The organism is Rhodococcoides sp. S146-33, from assembly GCF_059489205.1.
In genome coordinates, this window is the sequence record NZ_JCAJWY010000005.1 from 124,473 (window position 1) to 147,255 (window position 22,783).

General features: G+C 64.3%; 22 protein-coding genes. 16 read left to right on the plus strand and 6 right to left on the minus strand.

Going from position 1 to position 22,783, the window contains the following annotated elements; translation table 11 throughout:
* Positions 1 to 41: 41 nt before the first annotated feature.
* The 7 genes from AC5WEY_RS20220 (at position 42) to tuf (ending at position 7,227) form a co-directional block, all read left to right on the plus strand.
* Positions 42 to 1,445 carry a guanine deaminase gene (locus AC5WEY_RS20220; protein ID WP_495647355.1) on the plus strand — a complete coding sequence of 468 codons (1,404 nt, stop codon included), beginning with the start codon at positions 42 to 44 and terminating at the stop codon, positions 1,443 to 1,445.
* An 89-nt stretch (positions 1,446 to 1,534) separates the two neighbouring features.
* The gene (locus AC5WEY_RS20225) at positions 1,535 to 2,056 is read left to right on the plus strand and encodes a DUF3558 domain-containing protein (RefSeq protein WP_495647259.1); all 522 of its coding nucleotides are present in this window, start codon (positions 1,535 to 1,537) and stop codon (positions 2,054 to 2,056) included.
* Positions 2,053 to 2,595 (plus strand): DUF3558 domain-containing protein, encoded by a 543-nt coding sequence (locus tag AC5WEY_RS20230; RefSeq protein ID WP_495647260.1) that lies wholly within the window; start codon positions 2,053 to 2,055, stop codon positions 2,593 to 2,595. The genes AC5WEY_RS20225 and AC5WEY_RS20230 overlap by 4 nt, the downstream gene beginning before the upstream one ends.
* 294 nt (positions 2,596 to 2,889) lie before the next feature.
* The gene (gene rpsL / locus AC5WEY_RS20235; RefSeq protein ID WP_008714048.1) at positions 2,890 to 3,264 is read left to right on the plus strand and encodes a 30S ribosomal protein S12; all 375 of its coding nucleotides are present in this window, start codon (positions 2,890 to 2,892) and stop codon (positions 3,262 to 3,264) included.
* 1 nt (position 3,265) lies between these two features.
* Positions 3,266 to 3,736, plus strand: a complete 471-nt coding sequence (gene rpsG / locus AC5WEY_RS20240) for a 30S ribosomal protein S7 (RefSeq protein WP_003941856.1) — start codon at positions 3,266 to 3,268, stop codon at positions 3,734 to 3,736.
* Between the two features lie 95 nt (positions 3,737 to 3,831).
* Positions 3,832 to 5,934 carry an elongation factor G gene (gene fusA, locus AC5WEY_RS20245; RefSeq protein ID WP_057475288.1) on the plus strand — a complete coding sequence of 701 codons (2,103 nt, stop codon included), beginning with the start codon at positions 3,832 to 3,834 and terminating at the stop codon, positions 5,932 to 5,934.
* A 102-nt stretch (positions 5,935 to 6,036) separates the two neighbouring features.
* Positions 6,037 to 7,227, plus strand: a complete 1,191-nt coding sequence (tuf, locus tag AC5WEY_RS20250) for an elongation factor Tu (protein WP_032380840.1) — start codon at positions 6,037 to 6,039, stop codon at positions 7,225 to 7,227.
* A 243-nt stretch (positions 7,228 to 7,470) separates the two neighbouring features.
* Here tuf and AC5WEY_RS20255 read toward each other — a convergent pair whose 3' ends face one another.
* The 3 genes from AC5WEY_RS20255 to AC5WEY_RS20265 are packed head-to-tail and all read right to left on the minus strand — an operon-like array spanning position 7,471 to position 9,348.
* Positions 7,471 to 7,851 (minus strand): hypothetical protein, encoded by a 381-nt coding sequence (locus AC5WEY_RS20255; protein WP_495647261.1) that lies wholly within the window; start codon positions 7,849 to 7,851, stop codon positions 7,471 to 7,473.
* 7 nt (positions 7,852 to 7,858) lie between these two features.
* Positions 7,859 to 8,410 (minus strand): hypothetical protein, encoded by a 552-nt coding sequence (locus tag AC5WEY_RS20260; RefSeq protein WP_495647262.1) that lies wholly within the window; start codon positions 8,408 to 8,410, stop codon positions 7,859 to 7,861.
* Entirely contained in the window at positions 8,407 to 9,348 is a 942-nt protein-coding gene (locus tag AC5WEY_RS20265; RefSeq protein WP_495647263.1) for an Asp23/Gls24 family envelope stress response protein, read from the minus strand. Before AC5WEY_RS20265 ends, AC5WEY_RS20260 begins: the two co-directional genes overlap by 4 nt.
* Positions 9,349 to 9,530: 182 nt before the next feature.
* Here AC5WEY_RS20265 and ilvA point away from each other — a divergent pair, with 182 nt between their 5' ends.
* From ilvA to AC5WEY_RS20290, 5 genes are all read left to right on the plus strand, one after another.
* On the plus strand, positions 9,531 to 10,694 hold the full coding sequence (ilvA, locus tag AC5WEY_RS20270) for a threonine ammonia-lyase (protein ID WP_495647356.1): 1,164 nt from the start codon (positions 9,531 to 9,533) through the stop codon (positions 10,692 to 10,694).
* Positions 10,695 to 10,768: 74 nt separating this feature from the next.
* Entirely contained in the window at positions 10,769 to 13,900 is a 3,132-nt protein-coding gene (locus AC5WEY_RS20275) for an arabinosyltransferase domain-containing protein (protein WP_495647264.1), read from the plus strand.
* Between the two features lie 55 nt (positions 13,901 to 13,955).
* Entirely contained in the window at positions 13,956 to 14,924 is a 969-nt protein-coding gene (locus tag AC5WEY_RS20280) for an ATP-binding cassette domain-containing protein (protein WP_057475294.1), read from the plus strand.
* Complete coding sequence (locus AC5WEY_RS20285) at positions 14,921 to 15,715, plus strand: ABC transporter permease (RefSeq protein WP_057475295.1); 795 nt, start codon at positions 14,921 to 14,923, stop codon at positions 15,713 to 15,715. The genes AC5WEY_RS20280 and AC5WEY_RS20285 overlap by 4 nt, the downstream gene beginning before the upstream one ends.
* Positions 15,715 to 16,521, plus strand: a complete 807-nt coding sequence (locus AC5WEY_RS20290) for an endo alpha-1,4 polygalactosaminidase (RefSeq protein ID WP_495647265.1) — start codon at positions 15,715 to 15,717, stop codon at positions 16,519 to 16,521. The genes AC5WEY_RS20285 and AC5WEY_RS20290 overlap by 1 nt, the downstream gene beginning before the upstream one ends.
* A gap of 68 nt (positions 16,522 to 16,589) precedes the next feature.
* Here AC5WEY_RS20290 and greA read toward each other — a convergent pair whose 3' ends face one another.
* Positions 16,590 to 17,084, minus strand: a complete 495-nt coding sequence (gene greA, locus AC5WEY_RS20295; RefSeq protein WP_057475512.1) for a transcription elongation factor GreA — start codon at positions 17,082 to 17,084, stop codon at positions 16,590 to 16,592.
* Positions 17,085 to 17,308: 224 nt separating this feature from the next.
* The gene (locus tag AC5WEY_RS20300; protein WP_495647266.1) at positions 17,309 to 17,749 is read right to left on the minus strand and encodes a DUF4307 domain-containing protein; all 441 of its coding nucleotides are present in this window, start codon (positions 17,747 to 17,749) and stop codon (positions 17,309 to 17,311) included.
* 103 nt (positions 17,750 to 17,852) lie between these two features.
* Here AC5WEY_RS20300 and mca point away from each other — a divergent pair, with 103 nt between their 5' ends.
* The 4 genes from mca (at position 17,853) to AC5WEY_RS20320 (ending at position 22,057) form a co-directional block, all read left to right on the plus strand.
* Positions 17,853 to 18,728: a mycothiol conjugate amidase Mca gene (mca, locus tag AC5WEY_RS20305; protein ID WP_200936480.1), complete on the plus strand. Its 876-nt coding sequence runs from the start codon at positions 17,853 to 17,855 to the stop codon at positions 18,726 to 18,728.
* Positions 18,725 to 18,997 carry a hypothetical protein gene (locus AC5WEY_RS20310; RefSeq protein WP_057475299.1) on the plus strand — a complete coding sequence of 91 codons (273 nt, stop codon included), beginning with the start codon at positions 18,725 to 18,727 and terminating at the stop codon, positions 18,995 to 18,997. The genes mca and AC5WEY_RS20310 overlap by 4 nt, the downstream gene beginning before the upstream one ends.
* A complete protein-coding gene (locus AC5WEY_RS20315; RefSeq protein ID WP_495647267.1) occupies positions 18,997 to 21,021 on the plus strand; it encodes a thioredoxin domain-containing protein in 2,025 nt (674 codons plus the stop codon). The genes AC5WEY_RS20310 and AC5WEY_RS20315 overlap by 1 nt, the downstream gene beginning before the upstream one ends.
* 97 nt (positions 21,022 to 21,118) lie before the next feature.
* Complete coding sequence (locus tag AC5WEY_RS20320) at positions 21,119 to 22,057, plus strand: GGDEF domain-containing protein (protein ID WP_495647268.1); 939 nt, start codon at positions 21,119 to 21,121, stop codon at positions 22,055 to 22,057.
* A gap of 6 nt (positions 22,058 to 22,063) precedes the next feature.
* Here AC5WEY_RS20320 and trhA read toward each other — a convergent pair whose 3' ends face one another.
* Entirely contained in the window at positions 22,064 to 22,729 is a 666-nt protein-coding gene (trhA, locus tag AC5WEY_RS20325; RefSeq protein WP_057475302.1) for a PAQR family membrane homeostasis protein TrhA, read from the minus strand.
* Between the last annotated feature and the right edge of the window lie 54 nt (positions 22,730 to 22,783).

Here is a 22,783-nt window from a genome sequence, read left to right on the forward strand (position 1 = left end):
ACCGACCGACCTGTGCTTGAGTCTGGCGGGTGACTTCCGATATCGCACGCGTGCACCGCGGCCACATCTTTCACGTCGCAGGCTCGCCCACCGTGCTCGACGCTGCCGCGTCGTTGGTGTCGATTCCCGACGGCGCGCTGGTGGTCTCCGCCGAGGGTGTCATCGAGTTCTGCGGCGAGTTCGATTCTCTTCCAACGCAATACGCGCGTAGTGAGATCGCTGATCACCGTCCCGGGTTTGTCCTGCCAGGATTCGTCGACACCCACATTCACTTTCCGCAGACCTATGCCGGTGATTCCTACGGCGGCGGTCAGCTTCTCGAATGGCTGAACACGTGCATCTTCCCGTCCGAGTCGCGCTTCGCCGATCCCGAGTTCGCCGCCGCGGCCGCCAGGGACTTCTGCGCCGCCCGCATCCGGGCCGGGACCACGCAGGCCATGGTCTTCGGGTCGGCCTTCCCGCACGCACAGGATTCGCTGTTCTCCGAAACGAGGAAGCACGGACTACGCGTCGTCAGTGGACGCGGGGTCCAGACCACCGGCCCGGCGTCGGCGCAGGCCTTGATCACCGGTGAGGACGAGGCCATCCGGCTGGTCTCGGAAGAAATCGACAAATGGCACGCGGCAGATACGGGCGACGTCGACACGGCGATGCTGCACGTGGCCGTCGTCCCGCGGTTCTCGCTCTCGGTGACGATCGAGACGCTGAAGAATCTCGGTGAGCTCTACGACTCCGTCCGCGCGCGGGGCGTCTACTTCCACACGCACCTCAACGAGAACAACCGGCCGGGCACGGGCGAGATCGATGCCACCAAGAACGCCTACGGGGTGGCTACCTACCTCGACACCTACGACGGCAAGTTTCTGCCGGGCTCGGAGGTCGGCGGTAAGAGCTTCCTCGGCAAGCGGACCATCCTGGCCCACGCGGTGCACTGCCAGGACGTCGAGCTGGCACGGATGGCCGAGACCGGCACCTCCATCGCCCACTGTCCGACGTCGCAACAGTTCCTGGGCTCGGGCACGATGCCGTGGAAGCGCACCGTCGCCGCAGGAGTGAACATCGCCATCGGGTCCGACTTCGGCGGCGGTGACGAATGGTTGCTACCGCAGGTGCTCGCCGATGCCTTCAAGGTGCACTTCTCCGAGGCCGGAGACGACGGGTTGTCGCTGCACCCGGCGGAATTGCTGTTCACCGGAACCCTTGCCGGGGCGCGTGCCTTGGACATGGAGAACCGGATCGGCAATTTCGACACCGGCAAGGAAGCCGATTTCGTCGTGGTCGATCCGTCCGCCTGGCCGCAGTTGGCGGCCGCGATCGACCACGGGGTTCGCGCCGAGGACGCCGAACTGGCCCGAGACCAGACTTTGTTCGCCCTCCTGATGGCCATGCGCGAGCCTGCCATCGTCGGCGTGTACGTCCAGGGACGCGCACTGCACGGCACATGACTGGATGCCCGTCCGATTGATAGGTTCACTGCGACGTCGAACTGCTGTAAACGTCGAACTGCAGGATCGGACAACACGCGAAGGACGGCATGAAGCGAGTGGCCCTGGTGATCACCGCAGTCGCCGCGCTTCTCGCGGGCTGCGGTAGTTCCGATACCGACGCTGCCGATACCTCGACCGAGGCAGCGCCGACGACCACCGGCGCGTACGAGCCCGGTCCGTTCTTCGGTGAATGCGGATCGATCACCGACGCCGAGGTACAGACGGCGTTCGGAGCCGGACCGTTCGGTCAGATCACCCGCAACTCCGTCGGCTGCCAATGGGAAACCGTGGGCTTCAGCGGGCCGGGTGTCAGCTTCTCCTGGTATCGCGGTAGCCCGATCGGCCGCGAACGCGCCGGCTCCGAACTGATCGGCCGCCCGGCCAAGGACATCGAGATCGACGGGAATCCCGGGTTCGAGGCCGAGCAGGGCGCGCTGTGCGAGATCGGTGTGCAATTCGGCGACGACTTCTTCCACTGGTCCATCACGTACTCCGACCAGCCTGCGGCGAGACCGCCGTGCGATGTCGGAAACGAACTCGCGACGCTGACCGTGGAGCGCAAACAATGACGCCGCAAACATCGAGAACGAGACGAGTGATCGCGGCCGCCGCGACCCTGCTACTTGCCGCCGGCTGCTCCCAGACGGTCCAGGGCACGCCCCGACCGGCGAGCTTCGGCGGCTCGGGAGGCGAAGAATTCACCAAGTTGTTGACCGAGTGCGACGCCGTCTCCGAGGACCAGATCACCGAGACCGTCGGTGCGGACCTCATCGCCCAGGGATTCCTCGGGGCGATCTGTAGGTGGGATCTCGTGGGGTCCGCGGGCACGGTGAAGGTGACGTTCAACTGGTTCGAATCCGGCACCCTGGCGGCCGAGCGTGCCGCCGACGAGAAAATGATGTACACCGTCAGCGACACAACAGTGCAGGGCCGCAAGGCAATACAGGCCCAGCGTCCGAACGATTCCGCGTCGTGCGGAGTATCGGCCGGCGCAGATCAGGCGGGCATCTTCGGGTGGTGGGTGCAGTATCGGCCGGATGTCGCCGGCCCCGATCCCTGTCAGGCCGCGGCGAAGCTGGCAGACCTCACACTCAACCTGAGCAGATAGGTTGCGTATCGGGCCGAAGGGTGTTTTGACCCGAGGCCGCGCAGCCGGGTATCGTTATGGGTCGTGTCCGGCCTGGCCGGACCGTTTGTGTGCCTATGCGAGGTACAGCCGTGCGCACGTTCGCTCGAAGAGCGCGCAACCGGCTGGACGTGTGGGGGTATGCGACACACCCGACCGCGGGGTGCAAGAGACCCGCGACAGCAGTACTGGAGCAGGCGCAGTACCGGGTGAGGAGCAGTGTTCTCTTGCTCCAACTGCTAGATCCCTGTTTATCGACACGAAGAAAGCCGGTTTATGCCAACGATCAACCAGCTGGTCCGTAAGGGACGCACCGACAAGGTCGCGAAACTGAAGACCGCTGCCCTCAAGGGCAGTCCCCAGCGCCGTGGCGTGTGCACTCGCGTGTACACCACCACCCCCAAGAAGCCGAACTCCGCTCTCCGTAAGGTCGCGCGTGTTCGCCTGACCTCCTCGGTCGAGGTCACCGCATACATCCCCGGTGAGGGTCACAACCTGCAGGAGCACTCGATGGTGCTCGTTCGCGGCGGTCGTGTGAAGGACCTCCCGGGTGTGCGTTACAAGATCATCCGCGGCTCGCTCGACACCCAGGGTGTCAAGAACCGCAAGCAGGCTCGCAGCCGCTACGGAGCCAAGAAGGAGAAGAGCTGATATGCCACGCAAGGGCCCAGCACCCAAGCGGCCGCTGATCAACGATCCGGTCTACGGATCCCCGTTGGTCACGCAGCTCGTCAACAAGATTCTTCTCGACGGCAAGAAGTCGACCGCAGAGCGCATCGTCTACCAGGCGCTCGAGCAGGCTCGCGAGAAGACCGGCACCGACCCCGTCGTCACGCTCAAGCGTGCACTCGACAACGTCAAGCCGGCCCTCGAGGTTCGCAGCCGTCGCGTCGGTGGTGCCACCTACCAGGTGCCCGTCGAGGTTCGTCCCGGCCGCTCCACCACGCTGGCACTGCGCTGGCTGGTCACGTTCTCGCGCGCTCGTCGTGAGAAGACCATGGTCGAGCGTCTGGCGAACGAGTTGCTCGACGCCAGCAACGGCCTCGGTGCCGCTGTGAAGCGTCGTGAGGACACTCACAAGATGGCCGAAGCCAACAAGGCGTTCGCCCACTACCGCTGGTGATCTCCTCGCTCGGGCGGTATTCGGAACTATCCGACACCGCCGGAGCGTTGATCAGCTCAGGCAATACCTCTTCCAACACCAAGGCGGGTTAACTCGTGGCACAGGACGTGCTGACCGACCTACTCAAGGTCCGCAACATCGGCATCATGGCCCACATCGATGCCGGCAAGACCACCACTACCGAACGCATCCTCTTCTACACCGGTATCTCCTACAAGATCGGTGAAGTTCACGATGGCGCAGCCACCATGGACTGGATGGAGCAGGAGCAGGAGCGTGGCATCACGATCACCTCTGCTGCCACGACGTGCTTCTGGAACGACAACCAGATCAACATCATCGACACCCCCGGTCACGTCGACTTCACCGTCGAGGTGGAGCGTTCGCTCCGCGTCCTCGACGGCGCTGTCGCAGTGTTCGACGGCAAAGAAGGTGTCGAGCCGCAGTCCGAGCAGGTCTGGCGTCAGGCCGACAAGTACGACGTGCCGCGCATCTGCTTCGTCAACAAGATGGACAAGCTCGGCGCGGACTTCTACTACACCGTGCAGACCATCATCGATCGTCTCGGTGCCAAGCCGCTGGTCATCCAGCTGCCTATCGGCGCAGAGAACGACTTCGAGGGCGTCATCGACCTCGTGCAGATGAAGGCGCTCGTGTGGAGTGGCGAGACCAAGCTCGGTGAGAAGTACGAGATCCAGGAGATCCCGGAAAACCTCAAGGAGCGCGCAGACGAGTACCGCACCATGCTGCTCGAGACCGTGGCCGAGTCCGACGAAGCGCTTCTGGAGAAGCACTTCGGCGGCGAAGAGCTCACGATCGACGAGATCAAGGCTGCCATCCGCAAGATGACGGTCAACAGCGAGCTGTACCCGATCCTGTGTGGATCCGCGTTCAAGAACAAGGGCGTTCAGCCCATGCTCGACGCGGTCATCGACTATCTCCCGTCACCCCTCGACGTTGCCGAGACCATCGGACACGCCGTCGGCGACGAGGAGAAGGAGATCACTCGCAAGCCGTCCGCAGACGAGCCGTTCGCAGCTCTCGCGTTCAAGATCGCGACGCACCCCTTCTTCGGCAAGCTGACCTACGTCCGGGTGTACTCGGGCAAGGTCGACTCCGGCGCTCAGGTCATAAACTCGACCAAGGGCAAGAAGGAGCGTCTGGGCAAGCTCTTCCAGATGCACTCCAACAAGGAGAACGCGATCGCGACCGCGTCTGCCGGTCACATCTACGCCGTCATCGGCCTCAAGGACACCACGACGGGTGACACGCTCTGCGATCCGCAGAACCAGATCATCCTCGAGTCCATGAGCTTCCCGGACCCGGTCATCCAGGTGTCGATCGAGCCGAAGACCAAGTCCGACCAGGAGAAGCTGGGAACAGCAATCCAGAAGCTCGCCGAAGAGGATCCCACCTTCTCGGTGAAGTTGGACGAGGACACCGGCCAGACCGTCATCGGCGGCATGGGCGAGCTGCACCTCGACATCCTCGTCGACCGTATGCGTCGCGAGTTCAAGGTCGAGGCCAACGTCGGCAAGCCGCAGGTCGCGTACCGCGAGACCATCCGCAAGACGGTCGAGAAGCACGACTACACGCACAAGAAGCAGACCGGTGGCTCCGGCCAGTTCGCGAAGGTCATCATCAAGCTCGAGCCTTTCGAGGGCGAAGACGGCGCGACGTACGAGTTCGAGAACAAGGTCAGCGGTGGTCGTGTGCCCAGGGAGTACATCCCCTCGGTCGACGCTGGTGCTCAGGACGCCATGCAGTACGGTGTTCTCGCCGGATACCCGCTGGTCAACGTCAAGGTCACACTGCTCGACGGTGCGTACCACGACGTCGACTCGTCGGAAATGGCCTTCAAGGTCGCCGGCTCACAAGCGTTCAAGGAAGCCGCCCGTAAGGCCAGCCCCGTCATTCTCGAACCCGTCATGGCCGTCGAGGTCATCACGCCCGAGGATTACATGGGTGAGGTCATCGGCGACCTGAACTCCCGCCGTGGTCAGATCCAGGCCATGGAGGAACGCAGCGGTGCCCGTATCGTCAAGGCACTGGTTCCGCTGTCGGAGATGTTCGGCTACATCGGAGACCTTCGGTCGAAGACGCAGGGCCGCGCTAACTACTCCATGGTCTTCGATTCGTACGCAGAAGTTCCCGCGAACGTAGCGAAGGAAATCATCGCGAAGGTCAACGGAGAGTAATTCTCTTCGTTTGCTGGACCACGCTCGACCTGTAATAAGTAACAACACATACGCGTGCTTGCCCCGCAGGGGTACGCACAGATCAGTCCAGGAGGACACACAGTGGCGAAGGCGAAGTTCGATCGGACGAAGCCGCACGTCAACATCGGCACCATCGGTCACGTTGACCACGGTAAGACGACGCTGACGGCTGCAATCACCAAGGTTCTGCACGACAAGTTCCCGGACCTGAACGAGGCATCGGCTTTCGATCAGATCGACAAGGCTCCGGAGGAGAAGGCTCGTGGTATCACGATCAACATCTCCCACGTCGAGTACCAGACCGAGAAGCGCCACTACGCGCACGTCGATGCACCGGGTCACGCCGACTACATCAAGAACATGATCACCGGCGCGGCTCAGATGGACGGCGCAATCCTGGTCGTGGCAGCTACCGATGGCCCGATGCCGCAGACTCGCGAGCACGTGCTGCTCGCTCGCCAGGTCGGTGTTCCTTACATCCTGGTCGCACTGAACAAGGCCGACATGGTCGACGACGACGAGATCATCGAGCTCGTCGAGATGGAGGTCCGCGAGCTCCTCGCTTCGCAGGAGTTCGACGAGGACGCACCGGTCATCAAGGTCTCCGCACTCAAGGCACTCGAGGGTGACGAGAAGTGGGGCGAGTCGGTTCTGGAGCTCATGCAGGCCGTCGACGATTCGGTTCCGGACCCCGTCCGTGAGACCGACAAGCCGTTCCTCATGCCCGTCGAGGACGTCTTCACCATCACCGGTCGTGGCACCGTGGTCACCGGACGTATCGAGCGCGGCTCGGTCAACGTCAACGAAGAGGTCGAGATCGTCGGCATCCGCCCCGGCTCGACCAAGACCACCGTCACCGGAATCGAAATGTTCCGCAAGCTGCTCGACTCGGGTCAGGCAGGCGACAACGTCGGCCTCCTCGTTCGTGGCATCAAGCGCGAAGACGTCGAGCGTGGACAGGTCATCATCAAGCCCGGCACCACGACTCCCCACACGGAGTTCGAGGGCAACGCCTACATCCTCTCGAAGGACGAGGGCGGCCGCCACACGCCGTTCTTCAACAACTACCGCCCGCAGTTCTACTTCCGTACCACGGACGTTACGGGCGTTGTGACCCTTCCCGAGGGCACCGAGATGGTCATGCCCGGTGACAACACCGAGATGTCCGTCACGCTGATCCAGCCGGTCGCCATGGATGTCGGCCTCCGTTTCGCCATCCGTGAGGGCGGTCGTACCGTCGGAGCCGGTCGCGTCACGAAGATCGTCAAGTGATCTAGTTTCACCTGCTCTACCGAAGCGGCACTCACCCGAAAGGGTGGGTGCCGCTTTTGCGTGCGTGCGGCTCCGCCGCCCGCGTCAATGGACCCTTGCACCGCTCGGACGTATGCAGTGGTTCATTCACGCGGGCCGAGGTGGCCACCCACAAGCACTCCCGTTGGGATCAATGTGGGTTTCAGTCGGTCAGAGTGCAACAAAGGCGCATTGATCCGGACCGGGGGAGGGTGGCGGCGGGAGCTAGTCTGTCGGCGACGCGAATGGACTGATGCCGGCACTGATCGGTGCCGCGATTGCAGCAACTACCGCGATCGACCCCCAGAAGGCCTGTGAGTTCAGCATCAGACCGCCGGCGAGTCCGCAGATCGCGACGACGACGCCACAACCACAGAGCAGTGCTGATCCCACAGCTGCATGTGCCAGCTCGGGGGTGCGGCGCCCTTTGAGCCAGATCATCGTTCCGGTCGCCGCGAACACCAGAGGGACGTAGAAGTAGAGCGAACTGTCACCGAGTTTCGAGGCGAATGCGGCAATCACCAGCACCGCTCCGAATGCCACGGGGACCGCGAGAGGCATCCCGCCGGACCATCGCTCGAACCTATTGCGCGTCGATGCCGTCATGACAACACTATCCCCGCTTGTCGACGTGCAACTGAATGCGGGTAGCAACATACGTACCAGCGAGGGATTCGGCGACGAATGCAGCGCGAGACTCGGCTTCGGCGGTGAATTCGACGACATCGAAATCTGGTGCGACATAGACCGATACAGCGATGGTGGGCATACCGCGATCATCGATCGCAGTGCCGCGAGCGCGTCGAACCCCGGGGAACCGAGCCAACTCAGCGGCCACGCCCGACGCGATTGCACTCAGGTCCACATGCGCCGAGAAGTGCGGCTCCTCGATGACGCTCGCTGTGCCGGTTCGGCGGGGAGAAAAATTGCCTACGAGCAGAAGCAGTCCCACCACAGCGGCCACCGCGACAACGATGGCCAGTGTCGGCACCCACCACCCCTGCTGCGGCAACTCGGCAATACGGGCACGGTCGAAGCGAGACAGTATCTCTCGCGCCCACGGAACGTCGTAGTGCCAGGCAAGGGCGAAGCCGCCACCGGCCACGAGCACGAGCCCGGCGACGACGGCGAGGAGTCGATCCACCCCGGCGACAAATGTCTTCACGAGACCCTCGTCGGCTGCGCTACCGAATGCCGAACCGACAGCCTGCGCCCAGCCGCGGCGACGGACAGGACCGGAGCGAGCGCTTCACGGACTGCAGCGTCGACACTGTCGACTTCGAAACCAGGATCGCGCTCCACCCGCACGTCGATCTTCTTTCGCGTCACGACGGTATGCGCGTCCGTGACTCCGCGAGTGGACTGCGTTGCAGCACTGCACAACCGAGCGATATCGGTGGGTGTAGCCCAGACGGTCGGTGCCCCTCCGCCCAGGCCGGAATGTGTTCTCGTGCGCGGTTTCACTCCGACGAACACGAGAAGAAGTCCGACGACGGCGAGACCGATCGCGGCGGCGATCATCCAACTCTGCCAGTGCAATCGGGACACCCAGCCGATCGCGTCGGCGATCCACGGACTGCCGCCGATGCTCCCGTTCGCGATGAAGAACTCGCGGCCCGCAACGAACGCCGCGCCCAGAAGCAACAATCCGAACAGCAGCGCCACCGGCATCGCGGCCGGTCCTGCCGTGGGTGGACGGGGTGAAACAGTCTGCGAAGTATCGGCTTTCGCCACAGGTGCGGACTCGCTGTCGAGGATGGTGTCGGATACCAGCACGTTCACCCGATGCACGTGCAGACCCGTCATCGTCGCCAGTGCCGCTTCGACCTCTGCGTGCACCGCCTCGGTGACCTCGGTGATCTGTGACGGCCACCGGACACCGATGTAGAGGTTGACGGCAACCGTGTCCGCGCCGAGGGTGACATCCGCGCGGGGGAGCTCTCGCCCGGTCAGTCGCGAGAGGCCACCGGTCGTGCGGGTGACCCGAGGGTCTTTCAAGGCCGCAGCGATCGCGGTCCGGGAGATGGCCCGATCCTTGATTTCGACACTGCCGCGCGAGCCGGGGTCGTCGCTGACCTCGTCGGATGCAGCCTGCGTCGTCACCGAGAATCCTTTGCGCCGGTCGCGGCTCGCTCTGGTGCGGCTCGCGCTCCACAACTGTAGTGACGACCGACGTCGGACGCCGTCATGGGAGTAATTGTTCCTGGCATACTGCGACTGTGTCGGAAATAGTGCGGGTGACCGCGTCGGATATCGCTTCGGCCGAGGAGCTGCTGGAACCGGTCATGCGCCGGACTCCGGTGGTGGCCTCGCGGATTCTGTCGGATCTGACCGGCCACGAAGTACGCCTCAAGTGCGAGAACTTGCAGCGAACCGGATCTTTCAAGCCGCGCGGGGCCTACAACCGCATCGCCAGGCTCGACGCCGAACAACGCGCCCACGGGGTGGTCGCGGCCAGCGCCGGCAACCACGCGCAGGGTGTCGCCTGGGCCGCGTCGCAAGTGGGGATCGAATCGACGGTGTTCATGCCGGTCGGGGTGTCGCTGCCGAAGCTGGTGGCCACCAAGGCATACGGAGCGACGGTGCACCTGGTGGGCAATACCGTCGACGAAGCTCTGACGTCTGCACGGGAATTCGCCGACCGTACCGGTGCAACGCTCATTCACCCGTTCGACCACCTCGACATCGTCGCCGGACAGGCCACTCTCGGAACCGAACTGCTGCAACAGATGCCGGACGTCGGCACCATCGTGATTCCCACCGGTGGCGGCGGACTGCTGGCGGGTGTCGCCGCAGCGGTCAAGCTGACGAAGCCGGACGTCAGAGTCGTCGGAGTGCAGGCCGAGGGCGCGGCCGCGTGGCCGGCGTCGTTGAAGGCAGGTCATCCGATCGCGTTGACGTCGATGTCGACGATGGCCGACGGCATCGCCGTCGGACTCCCCGGATCGGTGCCCTTCGATCATGTGCAGGGCTGGGTCGACGACATCGTCACCGTCAGTGAGGACGCGCTGTCGCGCGCTTTGGTGTTGTGCATCGAGCGCGCCAAACTCATCGTCGAACCAGCGGGCGCGGCAGCGGTGGCGGCGTTGATGACGCACTCGGCCGACGAGCTCGGTTTGACCGGCTCGGTGTGCGCCGTCCTCTCCGGCGGTAACATCGATCCGCTGCTGCTCACCCACGTCATCACGCACGGTCTCAGGGCGGGTGGACGCTATCTCGCTGTGCGCGTCACTATTTCGGACCGGCCGGGTGGACTCACCGGTGTGCTTGGGGTGGTGCGCGACGCCGGCGCAAGTGTGGTCGACGTCGTCCACTCCCGTACGGGTGGCCGGCTCGGCCTCGAGGAAGTGGACGTGATGTTGACCGTCGAGACACGCGGACCCGATCACCGAGGCTCGGTGCTCGAAGCCCTCGGTGCGGCGGGATACGCGGTGCACGTCGAGAACTGATCTCCCGGACCGCACAGGTGGCACTGGTACCTTGATCAGCGACCTGGACCAGGACATCAGTGGGAGATATTTGCATGGCTCGGCTCGTCGCGATCGTCTCTGCCGTCCTGGGAATTCTGCTGACGATTTCGATACCGCTGTTGCCGATCGAGCAGCAGCAGTCGTCGTTGATCTGGCCGCAGAGCGGCACTGTCGGCAACGTCGAAGCTCCTCTTGTCGGCTACACGCCGATCAGCGTCGACGCGACCGTCCCGTGTGACGCCGCGGCCAGGCTTCCAGGCGGCGGGCTACTGCTGTCCACGTCGCCCGAGGGATCGCCCGACGCCTATCGATACGGTCTTGTTGCGGAAGTGACCGGCGGTGAGGCGTCGCAACTGAAGGTGACGCTGCGAGATTCGGTTCTCCTCGAAAAGCCGGTCTCCGAACTGAGCCCATCGACTGCGGGCGACTGCTCGTTGACGATCACCTCCAACGGCACCGCGACAACCGTCGGACTGACCGGCGACGACACCGTGACGCGCGACGGCGATGTCCGGCCACAGCTGGTCGGTGTCTTCAGCGATCTCGAGGGCAGCGTTCCCGGTCTGCAGCTGCAGGCCGAGCTGGACAGCCGCTTCTCCTCTACGCCGAGCGTCCTGAAGTGGTTCGCGATGATCGTCGGTGTGCTCGCCACCATCGTCTCGCTGGTGGCGCTGCACCGGCTGGACCTGTCCGATGGCAGGCGCGCCCGACGCTTCCTGCCGCGTCGCTGGTGGACCTTCGGGCCGGTCGACGCGGTGGTGATCGGAACGCTGCTGATCTGGCACATCATCGGCGCGAACACCTCCGACGACGGCTATCAACTCGGCATGGCCCGCACGGCCGATCATGCCGGGTACATGGCCAATTACTTCCGGTACTTCGGTGTGCCCGAGACACCGTTCGGCACACCGCTGTACGACATGTTCACGCTCATGTCGCACGTGTCGACGGCCAGTGTCTGGATGCGGTTGCCCACGCTGATCTGTGCCGTCGTCGCGTGGCTCGTCATCAGTCGTGAGGTGATCCCGCGGTTCGGTGCCGCGGCTCGTGCGTCGAAGACTGCGCTGTGGACCGGTGGTCTGGTGCTGCTCGCATTCTGGTTGCCGTACAACAACGGTCTGCGACCGGAACCGTTCGTGGCGATCGGTGTGCTGCTCACCTGGTGCTCGGTGGAGCGATCCATCGCGACCCGCAGGTTGCTCCCCGCAGCGGCGGCAATTCTGATCGCGGCCTTGACGGTCACCTGCGCACCCTCCGGTTTCATCTGTTTTGCGCCGTTGATCGCCGGAGCCCGACCGGTTCTGCAGATCGTCGTCGCACGAGCACGGCAATTCGGCACTACAGCGCTGGGCGCGGCAACATTGCTGGCTCCGTTGGTGGCGTCGGGCACGGTGGTGCTGGTGTTCGCCTTCGGCAACCAGACCGTGGCGGGCATGCTCGAGATGCAGCGAGTGCACACTGTGGCCGGGCCGAGTCGGGCCTGGTTCGACGAGTATCTGCGCTATCAGTGGTTGATGAACATGGACATCGACGGCTCGCTCGCACGCCGGTTCGGGGTGTTCGTCATGATCGTGTCGCTGATCGCGGTAGTCGTCGCGATGCTGCGCAAGGGCGGCAAGATCCCTGGCACCGCAACCGGTCCCGCGCGTCGGATCGTCGGTATCACCGTCGGGTCCATGGCGCTGATGATGATCACCCCCACCAAGTGGACTCACCATTTCGGAGTGTTCGCCGGTCTGGCCGCCTCGGTTGCGGTCCTGGCGGCCGTGGCGACCGGCGCGGCGGTGCTGCGCTCGCGGCGCAATCGACTGTTGTTCGCCGCAGCGGTGTCGTTCCTGCTGGCCGTCGCGTTCACCGGAACCAACGGCTACTGGTACGTCTCGGCATGGGGAGTTCCGTTCTGGGACAAGCCGATTCTCGTCGCAGGCCTGGGTATCTCGACGATGTTCCTCGGACTGACGCTCCTGCTGCTGCTCGCGTCCGTGTGGTTCCATCTCCGCGCGCCGTACGTCAGCTCCGACAAGCCGTTGGCGCGATGGTGGTCGGTGCCGCCGATCGCCGTCGCGGCCGCATTGATGGTGCTTCTGGCCGTGGCGTCGATGGCCAAGGGCGCTGTGGCGCAGTGGCCGTCGTACTCGATCGCCAAATCCAACCTGTCGGCGCTGGCCGGAAACACGTGCGGTCTGGCCAACGAGGTGCTGCTGGAAACCGACCCCAATGCCGATGTGCTGCAACCGGTCAGCGGGGACGCGTTCGCCGCACTCGGTGCCGAGAACGACGGGTTCACCCCCGACGGCGTGGCGCGCGACCTCACCGCGGACAAGGAGTCCTCGGCGTCGGGCACCTCGAACACCGTCGATACCGAGGAACAACAGCAGCCGACGTCGACCACCGCAGCCGGAACCGGTGGCAGCGCACTGCCGTTCGGTCTGGACCCTCGAGACGTCCCGGTACTCGGCTCGTTCGGATCCGACACGCCCGCCACGTTGACCACCGGCTGGTATTCGCTGCCGGCAGATCCGGGCGATCTGATCTCCATCGCCGCTGCCGGACGCATCCGCTCGGTGGATTCCGACGGCATCGTCACGTACGGCCAGAGCCTCGAGCTGGAGTACGGAGTCGACGGTCGCGCGCAGGGGCGAGTGACGCCGATCGACATCGGCCCGACGCCGTCGTGGCGCAACCTGCGAGTTCCGATGGATCAGATTCCGGCCGGTGCCAACACGATTCGCCTGGTGCTCTCCGACACCGATCGCGATTCGGACCAGTGGCTCGCGGTCACCCCGCCGCGAGTACCGCGCACCCAGACACTGAACGACGTCGTCGGGCGGGAGACTCCCGTGCTGCTGGACTGGGAGGTCGGCTTCAACTTTCCGTGCCAGCATCCGTTCGACCATCGCTTCGGCGTCGCCGAGGTGCCAGAGTACCGAGTTCTCCCCGACCGCAGCGGTGCTGTCATCACCAATGCGTGGCAGGACCATTACGGCGGCGGGCCGCTCGGGTGGATCGACATCGTGGCCTCGGCCCGCACCATCCCGTCGTATCTGAAAGACGACTGGGACCGTGACTGGGGATCGATCGAGCGGTACACCCCGTACGACGACACGGCCGAGTCGGCGGATATCACCACCACCGAGGTGCAGCGTTCGGGCCTGTGGACGCCGGGGCCGATCAAAACCGGTTAATCTCTACGCGTTCGGAAGTCCTTATACCGACAGTGGAAGAAACGGGGAGAGGGCCATGGCGAACGCTATAGAAGTAGAGGACCTGGTACTTCGGTACGGAAAGAACGTCGCGCTCGACGGAGTCGATTTCACCGTTCCCGAGGGCACGGTGCTGGGTGTGCTCGGCCCCAACGGTGCCGGCAAGACGACGGCTGTCCGCATTCTGGCCACGCTGCTCAAGGCAACGTCCGGTTCGGCGAAGATCTTCGGTCTCGACGTGCTGAAGCAAGCGAACGAGGTACGCAGCACGATCGGGCTGACCGGTCAGTTCGCAGCCGTGGACGAGTATCTGACCGGATACGAGAACCTCGAGATGGTCGGACGACTGTTCGGCCTGCGCAAGGCGGAGGCGAAGAAGCGTGCCGAGGAATTGCTCGCACGATTCGACCTGGAATACGCACGCGATCGTACCGCCAAGCAGTACTCGGGCGGTATGCGTCGGCGGCTCGACATCGCGGCCAGCCTGATCGGTCGACCCCGGGTGGTGTTCCTCGACGAACCCACCACCGGGCTCGATCCGCGCAGCCGAATCACCATGTGGGAGTTCATCGCAGACCTCGTGCGCGACGGAACGACCATTCTGTTGACCACGCAGTACCTCGAAGAGGCTGATCGGCTGGCCGATTCGATCATCGTGCTGAACAAGGGCAAGATCATCGCCCGCGGCACGGCAGACGAGCTCAAGGCCCAAACCGGCGGCGAGCGACTCGAATTCGTGCTGACCGACCGATCTCAGGCCGATCGTGCCAAGGAGATCCTCACCCCGCTCGGCGTCGAGCCGCCCACCTTGGACGAGCAGGTGGGACGCATCGTCATGCCGGTCAACGGTGGATCCAAGGATCTGTCCTCGGCGCTCGGTCACCTCGAAGCGGCGGGCATCGGGGTGGTCGACGTCGGTCTGCGTCGGCCGAATCTCGACGATGTGTTCCTGAGTCTGACCGGTCAGTCCACCGGTGAGCCCGAGACGGCGGAGGAAGAGAAGTGAGCAACGTTCTCCTGGATTCCGCGATCATCACCAAGCGAAATCTGATCAAGCTCAAGCGAGTTCCCGATCTGCTGTTCTTTGCAGCGCTGTCACCCATCATGTTCGTGCTGCTGTTCGCGTACGTCTTCGGCAGTGCGATCGACGTGCCCGGCATCGACTACAAGAGCTTCCTGATGGGTGGCATCTTCGTACAGACGATGATCTTCGGGTCCTCGCTCACCGGGTCCTCGCTCGCCGAGGATCTGCAGAAGGGCGTGATGGACCGGTTCCGATCGTTGCCCATGGCGCGCTCGGCAGTGGTAATCGGGCGTACCGCGGCCGACGTCGGCAACAACATCGTCACCATCACGATCATGTCGATCACCGGACTCATCGTGGGCTGGCGCATCACATCGTCGTTCTTCGACGCCCTCCTGGGGTACGTACTACTGCTGTTGTTCGCGTACTCGATCTCGTGGGTGATGGCCTTGGTGGGCCTGACCGTACGTTCGCCGGAGATCTTCAACAACGCATCGTTCATCGTGGTCTTCCCGCTGACGTTCATCGCGAACACGTTCGTGCCGATCGACAACTTTCCGAGCGTGCTGAAGACCATCGCGGAATGGAACCCGATCTCGTCGGTGACGTTGGCGGTACGCGAGCAATTCGGCAACACCAATCCGATGGCACCGCCGCCGGAGGTGTGGCCACTGCAGAACCCCGTGCTTTACACCCTGATCTGGGTTGTGGTGATGCTCGTGGTGTTCGTGCCGTTGTCGGTGCGCAAGTACCAGAAGACGATGACCGCCTGATGCGCACCGCGGCGGCGGGAGCATGGCTGCTGGCCGCCGCGGTAGCGATCGGGGGATGCAGTTCCGAACAGCCACAGACCAACCCGACACGGACCGACCCGACACGGACCGAACGATTCGACTACCAACTCGGTGCGGCGTACGACGCGCCCGGAGGTCTCGATACCGTCGTCCGCGATGCCACCGCCGAGCCGCTGCCCGGCGCTGTGTCGATCTGCTACGTCAACGGTCTGCAGACTCAACCCGGTGTCGAGTGGAACCCGGCTCTACTGCTGCGTGATGCGGGCGGTGAACTCGTGGTCGATCCGGATTGGCCCGACGAGCACATTCTCGACCCGGGTACACCCGAGAAGCGTGCGGCGATCGACGCGGTCATCGGCCCGATCATCGAAGGCTGCGCCGCACGGGGATTCGACGCCGTCGAAATCGACAATCTCGACAGCTGGACCCGGTTCCCGGATTCGATCGACGAGGATTCGGTACTCGCACTGGCGCGCGTGTACGCAGACCGTGCCCATGCGTCGGGCATCGAGATCGCGCAGAAGAACACCCCGGACGGAGCCGGGCGGATCAGGGACGACGTCGGATTCGATTTCGCCGTTGCCGAGGAGTGTCTCGCGTACGACGAATGTGGTTCGTACACTTCGGCATACGGTGCGCGGGTGTACGACATCGAGTACACCGACAACCTCTCGGAGCCGTTCGATCGGCTGTGTGCCCGCCAGGATCGACCGGCCGTCACGATACTGCGAGATCGCGGCCTGGTGTCCCCGTCCGATCCGGCGTACGAGTACGAACAGTGCTGAGTCACTCGGACGACAGCACCCCCGGCCGCTGAGCGTCCGGGGGTGCGTCACATCTTCGCTGAGCAGGCTTACGTGTGGTACGGCTCCGCGCTCACGAGCGTGACCTTCATAGTCTTGCCGTTGGGCAGCGTGTACTCACGGGTGTCGCCGACCTTGGCGTCGATGAGCGATCCGCCCAGCGGCGACGCGGGGGAGTACACCTCGAGCTTGCTGTCGCGGGCACCTTCCTCGCGGGTGGCGATGAGGAACGTCTCGGCGTCGGACTCGTCGCCGTCGTAATAGACCTTGACGACCGAGCCGGGCAATGCGACGCCGGACTGGGTGGGTGCCTCGCCGACCTTCGCGTTGTTGAGCAGCTCCTGCAGCTGACGAATGCGTGCTTCCTGCTGGCCCTGCTCCTCGCGCGCAGCGTGGTAGCCGCCGTTCTCCTTCAGATCGCCCTCTTCGCGACGCTCGTTGATCTCGGCGGCGATGACGGGGCGATTGGAAATGAGCTGGTCGAGTTCGCTCTTGAGCCTGTCGTGTGATTCCTGGGTCAGCCAGGTCACCTGGGTCTCGGTCATCTCGATCACTCCCTCGTAGTCGGAATCTCGATATCGATTCCGTTTTCTGAGCAGGTAGGGCACGCAACGAACAGGGGACTCCAATGGTTGGATCCCCTTGGTCGGCCCGCATCCTGGAGCCGTCGTCATCGTTCGCAGGTGAACCCTGCCCGCAATGCAGCAATACACGGCACCTGTTACGGCGGCCGTGTATGACCCGAGCTTACCACGAACAGGCAGTTCGCCTATCGGGCTCGTAAATACTCGGGAACATCGAGGCTGCAGCCATAGACGTCGCCGACGGCAGGCGCGGACGACGTCGTCACCTCGGTGGTCAGCTCCACGGTGCCGGACGCGGACTCCGGCGGGATGTAGACCTCGCGTCTGCCGGTCTCGGAACCGTCGCGCGAACGGACGCGGACGATGCACACGGCCGGTTGCTCGGGATCCTGCCGGGTGACGCTGAAACGGATGGACATCGTGGAGTCGTCGACGATGTCGAACGACAGCTGGCTGCCTTCGATGGGTTTGACGGAGAACTTGGAGTACGCGTAGTAGGCCACGCCCAGTCCGACCAGCAGGACCAGGGCCACGAGTGCGATCTTCGTCGCACGTTTCGGGGCCCGCCGAATTCCGCTGGGACCGGAACCCGACGGGTACCTACCTGCGGGACGTGCGTTGGTCATGGCCACTCTCGGGGTCGGTTCGGGGGTGCCGCTGGGGGCCTGTCGGCGTCAGGTGGAACTATAGGGCAGGCAAGAACCAGGCGAATCCGAGGTGAGGAAGAACGTGTCCGGACTGCGGCTCATGGCAGTACATGCCCATCCCGACGACGAGTCCAGCAAAGGTGCTGCGACGACGGCTCGCTATGCGGCCGAAGGGCACGACGTACTGGTCGTCACTCTCACTGGTGGCGAGCGGGGCGACATTCTCAATCCCGCAATGGACATTCCGGGAGTGCACGAGCGTATCCACGAGGTTCGGCGCGAAGAGATGGCCGAGGCCGCTCGCGTGCTCGGCGTCCAGCAGACCTGGCTCGGTTTCGAGGACTCCGGTTTGCCCGAGGGAGATCCGCTACCGCCTCTTCCGGAGGGTTGCTTCGCGCTGGTGCCGTTGGAGGTCTCCACCGAGGCGCTGGTCAAGGTGGTTCGCGAGTTCAAGCCGCACGTCATCACCACCTACGACGAGCGCGGCGGCTACCCGCATCCCGATCACATCCGCTGCCACGAGGTCTCGATGGCGGCATGGGAGGCAGCGGGCGATCCCGAACGCTTCCCCGACGCGGGTGAGCCCTGGACTCCGCTCAAGCTGTACTACTCCCACGGGTTCATCCGTAAGCGCATGCAGCTGTTCCACGATTGGTTCATCGACCGCGGTGAGGAGAGCCCGTTCGTCGACTGGCTGAAGCGATGGGACGGCCAGCGCGACGAGATCATCGGCCGCATCACCACCCAGGTGACCGTCGGTGACTGGTTCGAGCAACGCGACGACGCGCTCCGAGCGCACGCGACGCAGATCGATCCCAACGGATCCTTCTTCGCGGTGCCGCTGGACGTCCAACGCAAGTTGTGGCCCACCGAAGAGTTCGAGCTGGCCCGTACCCGGGTGACGACCTCGCTGCCCGAGACGGATCTGTTCGCCGGAATCGAAGAGACCGACCGGTGATCGTCTCCTTTCTCGCCCAGCAGCCCACCGGCCCCGAGTTCGGCAAGTCCTCGCCGATCGGGCTGGTGATCCTGGTGGCGTTGTTGGTCGGAACAGCCTTGCTGATCTGGTCGATGAACAAGAAGATCAAGCGGCTGCCCGCCACGTTCGAGCAGGAGGATCCGACGTTGGATCAGGCGCTCGACGAGGGCACCGATCGCGGCGGAATCGCCACCACCACCCCACCGGAACAGAGTCCGGCAAAACCTGCCGCAACCGACGAGACCTGATGCTCGACGCCACGGTCCTGAACTCCAACGCGCTGAACGAGTCCACCAGCCCGTATCTGCGGCAACATGCGGACAACCCGGTGCATTGGCAGCAGTGGGGACCGCAGGCTCTGCAGTCCGCTCGGGATCGTGACGTTCCGATCTTGCTGTCGATCGGCTATTCCGCATGTCATTGGTGCCACGTCATGGCCCACGAGTCGTTCGAGGACGAGGCAACCGCGGCGCTGATGAACGCGAACTTCGTGTGCATCAAGGTCGATCGCGAGGAAAGGCCGGACCTCGATTCGGTGTACATGAACGCCACCGTCGCGATGACCGGCCAGGGCGGGTGGCCGATGACCTGCTTCCTCACCCCCGAGACCGAACCGTTCTACTGCGGCACCTACTACCCACCGACCCCGCGGCAGGGGATGCCGTCGTTCGAGCAGCTGCTCACCGCCATCGCCGACACCTGGTCGACTCGCCGACAGGACGTGTTCGACGCGTCCGCGGCCATCGTCACCGAACTGCGCAAGCAGAGCGCCGGGATTCCGGCCGGCGGACGACCGATCGATGCCGAGCTTCTGGCCGCGTCCGTCGCGGCGGTCTGCGCCGACGAGGACACCACCTTCGGCGGCTTCGGCCAGGCACCGAAGTTTCCGCCGGGCGCATTGCTGGAGAGTCTGCTTCGGCACTACGAGCGCACCGGCAACGGTGAGGTTCTCGACGTGGTTCGACGTACCGCGTCGGCGATGGCGCGCGGGGGCATCTACGACCAACTCGGCGGCGGGTTCGCGCGCTACTCCGTCGATGCCGAGTGGATCGTCCCGCATTTCGAGAAGATGCTCTACGACAACGCGTTGCTGCTCAGGTTCTACGCGCACGCGGCCCGGGTCGACGACGACCCTCTGGTTCGGCGGGTGGCATCGGATACTGCGGAGTTCATGCTCCGTGAATTGCGCACGGCCAACGGCTGTTTCGCGTCGGCGCTCGATGCCGATACCGAGGGCGTCGAGGGCCTGACCTATGCATGGACGCCGGAGCAATTGACCGAGACCCTCGGGTTCGAGGACGGGGTGTGGGCAGCGGGGCTGTTCGCAGTGAATTCGGCGGGCACGTTCGAGGCGGGCATGTCGGTATTGCAACTGCCCGCCGAACCCGAGGACTACGACCGGTTCGCCCGGGTACGTCGGGTGCTGTCCGAGGCTCGCGCCATCCGGCCGCAGCCCGGCCGCGACGACAAGGTGGTCACCGCGTGGAACGGGCTGGCGATCACCGCGTTGGTCGAAGCCGGAGTCGGGTTGGACACGCCGAAGTGGGTGGATGCGGCGGTCGAATGCGGCGAGCAACTCTTTGCCACCCACGTCGAATCGGGGCGGGTGCGTCGCGCATCTCTCGGTAGCTCGGTGGGGGACGCCACCGGAGTGCTCGAGGACTACGCGTGTCTCGCCGTTGCCGCGACTGCACTGTTCCAGGCCACCGGAGAAGCGGTGTGGATCGAGCGCACGGTTGCACTTCTCGACGCAGCGATCGAGCACTTCGCCGATCCGGACGAGGCCGGCAGTTGGTTCGACACCGCCGACGACGCGGAGACACTCGTGACCCGGCCCAGAGATCCCATCGACGGTGCAACCCCATCGGGAGCATCCACGATGGCAGAGGCGTTGCTGACGGCTGCTGCTCTGGTGGATCACACGTCCTCGGCGCGGTACGGCGAACTGGCGGCGGCGTCGTTGGCGCGAGCGGCGTTGATCCTCGAACGCGCGCCCAGGTCCGGCGGGCACTGGCTGGCGGTCGCAGAAGCGTCCGCATTCGGCCCGATCCAGATAGCGGTTTCGATCGCGCCCGGTGGCGACCTGATGTCTGCCGCGCGACGATTGGCACCGGGTGGGTCGGTGGTCGTTGCGGGCGTGACGGATTCGTCCGAATTGCTGATGGACCGTCCGCCCGTCGACGGCCTCGAAACGGCGTACGTGTGTCGCGGTTTCGTCTGCGACCGTCCTGTGACTTCCGCCGAAGATCTCTCGTTCGCATTGCGGAGATGACGAAGCTCGTCGATGCTTTTGCCCGAGAACAGTATGGTTGCGGGAACTTGTTCGGCCTGGGGCGGAAACTTCTAGCAGTGGATCGATGGTGCGTGTGATGAGCGAAGGCGTCACCAGGAACAGTGTCGTGAGCGACGGCATCCTCGACGAGGCGATCACCGACGAGCAGCGTGCGGCCGTGGCAATTTTCGTTGCCTCTGTCCCGATGGCAGCCATGGTCCACTCGATGCAGTTCGAGGTGGTCGGTGCCAACGGACTGTGCGAAGAGGTACTCGATTGCCCGGTGGCGGGCATGGTCGGTCGGCCCGTGGCCGATTTCGTACCTCTCGGGGATCGCGCGTCGGCCAAGCAGATGGCGATGCAGCTCGAACACCGTTACCCCGCGGCCGGCTCACCCGATGTCGTGCGGCCGATCGGTGCCCTGCGACGAGTACGGCGAAGCGACGGTGAGGTCGTCTCGTGCTGGATGCACGTCGGGATCTCGACCATCGCCGGTCGGCGGTTCATCGTCGCATTGCTCGACCTGGTGAACCCCGTCGTCGACGACACCGTGCACTGGCGCGACCGCGCCGAACGCGACGATCTGACCGATCTGCTGCGCCGCGGTCCGCTGTTGGCCCATGTCGACGAATGGGTTGTGGCCGGTCGTCCGGTCGCCCTGGCGTTCGTCGATGTCGATCGATTGAAGTCGATCAACGATTCGCATGGTCATGCTGCCGGGGACGCTGTGCTCGAGGCAGCGGGTCGTCGACTGCAGCAGTGGTCGCCGCGTGGCAGCATCGTCGGGCGATATGCGGGTGACGAGTTCGTGTTCGCGGTGACGGACGGGGTCGGCGGTACTTCGTTCGACGGCGCGAGACTGGCGGAATCGGTACGGTCCGCTATCTGCAGTGAACCGGTGCCGTTCGGATCTCGATTGCTCGGGGTGTCGGTGAGCGTGGGAGTAGCGGTGCGAGAGCCCGAAGAATCGAGCGAGCGCCTCATCCAGCGGGCCGACGAACTGATGTACCGAGACAAGGCGTCCCGACCCACCTGAGGGTGCTCAGAACAGAACGAGCCAGACCGCGATCAGGTGGCAGGTCGCCGCCAATACCGTTGCGGCATGGAAGAACTCGTGATGGCCGAATGTCGTCGGCCAAGGATTGGGCCATTTGGTTGCGTACAGCACGGCCCCGACGCTGTAGAAGATTCCGCCGACGAGCAGCAGTAGGAACGGTGCAAAGCCGACGTGGTCGATCAGGGCGGGCGCAACCGGAACGATCGCCCAGCCGAGAACGAGATACAGCGGTACACCGACCCAGCGTGGAGCCGTGGGCCACAACATCTTCAGAGCCACTCCGGCGAAGGCCCCGAGCCACACGACGATCAGCAATGTGCGTCCGGTGGAGGCGGGCAGGCCCAACACGGCGAACGGGGTGTAGCTGCCGGCGATGAAGAGGAAGATCATCGAATGATCGGCGCGCTTCATCCAGATCTGCGACGCCGCGGTCTTCCACGACACGCGGTGGTACGTGGCACTGACTCCGAAAACCCCACAGACGGTGATGGCATACACGCCCGTCGCCAGGCCCGCGCTCACCGAGACCATGCTGAACGCAAGCGTGACGAGCGTGATCGCACAGACCACCGCCACGCAGAACGCGTACAGGTGAATCCAACCGCGCATACGAGGTTTGACGGGTATCTCGTCGAGTCCGAACATCGTCATGTCGATTGCCTCCCGTGCCGCAGTCCGAACCTACGCAACCGTAGGTTCAGACGC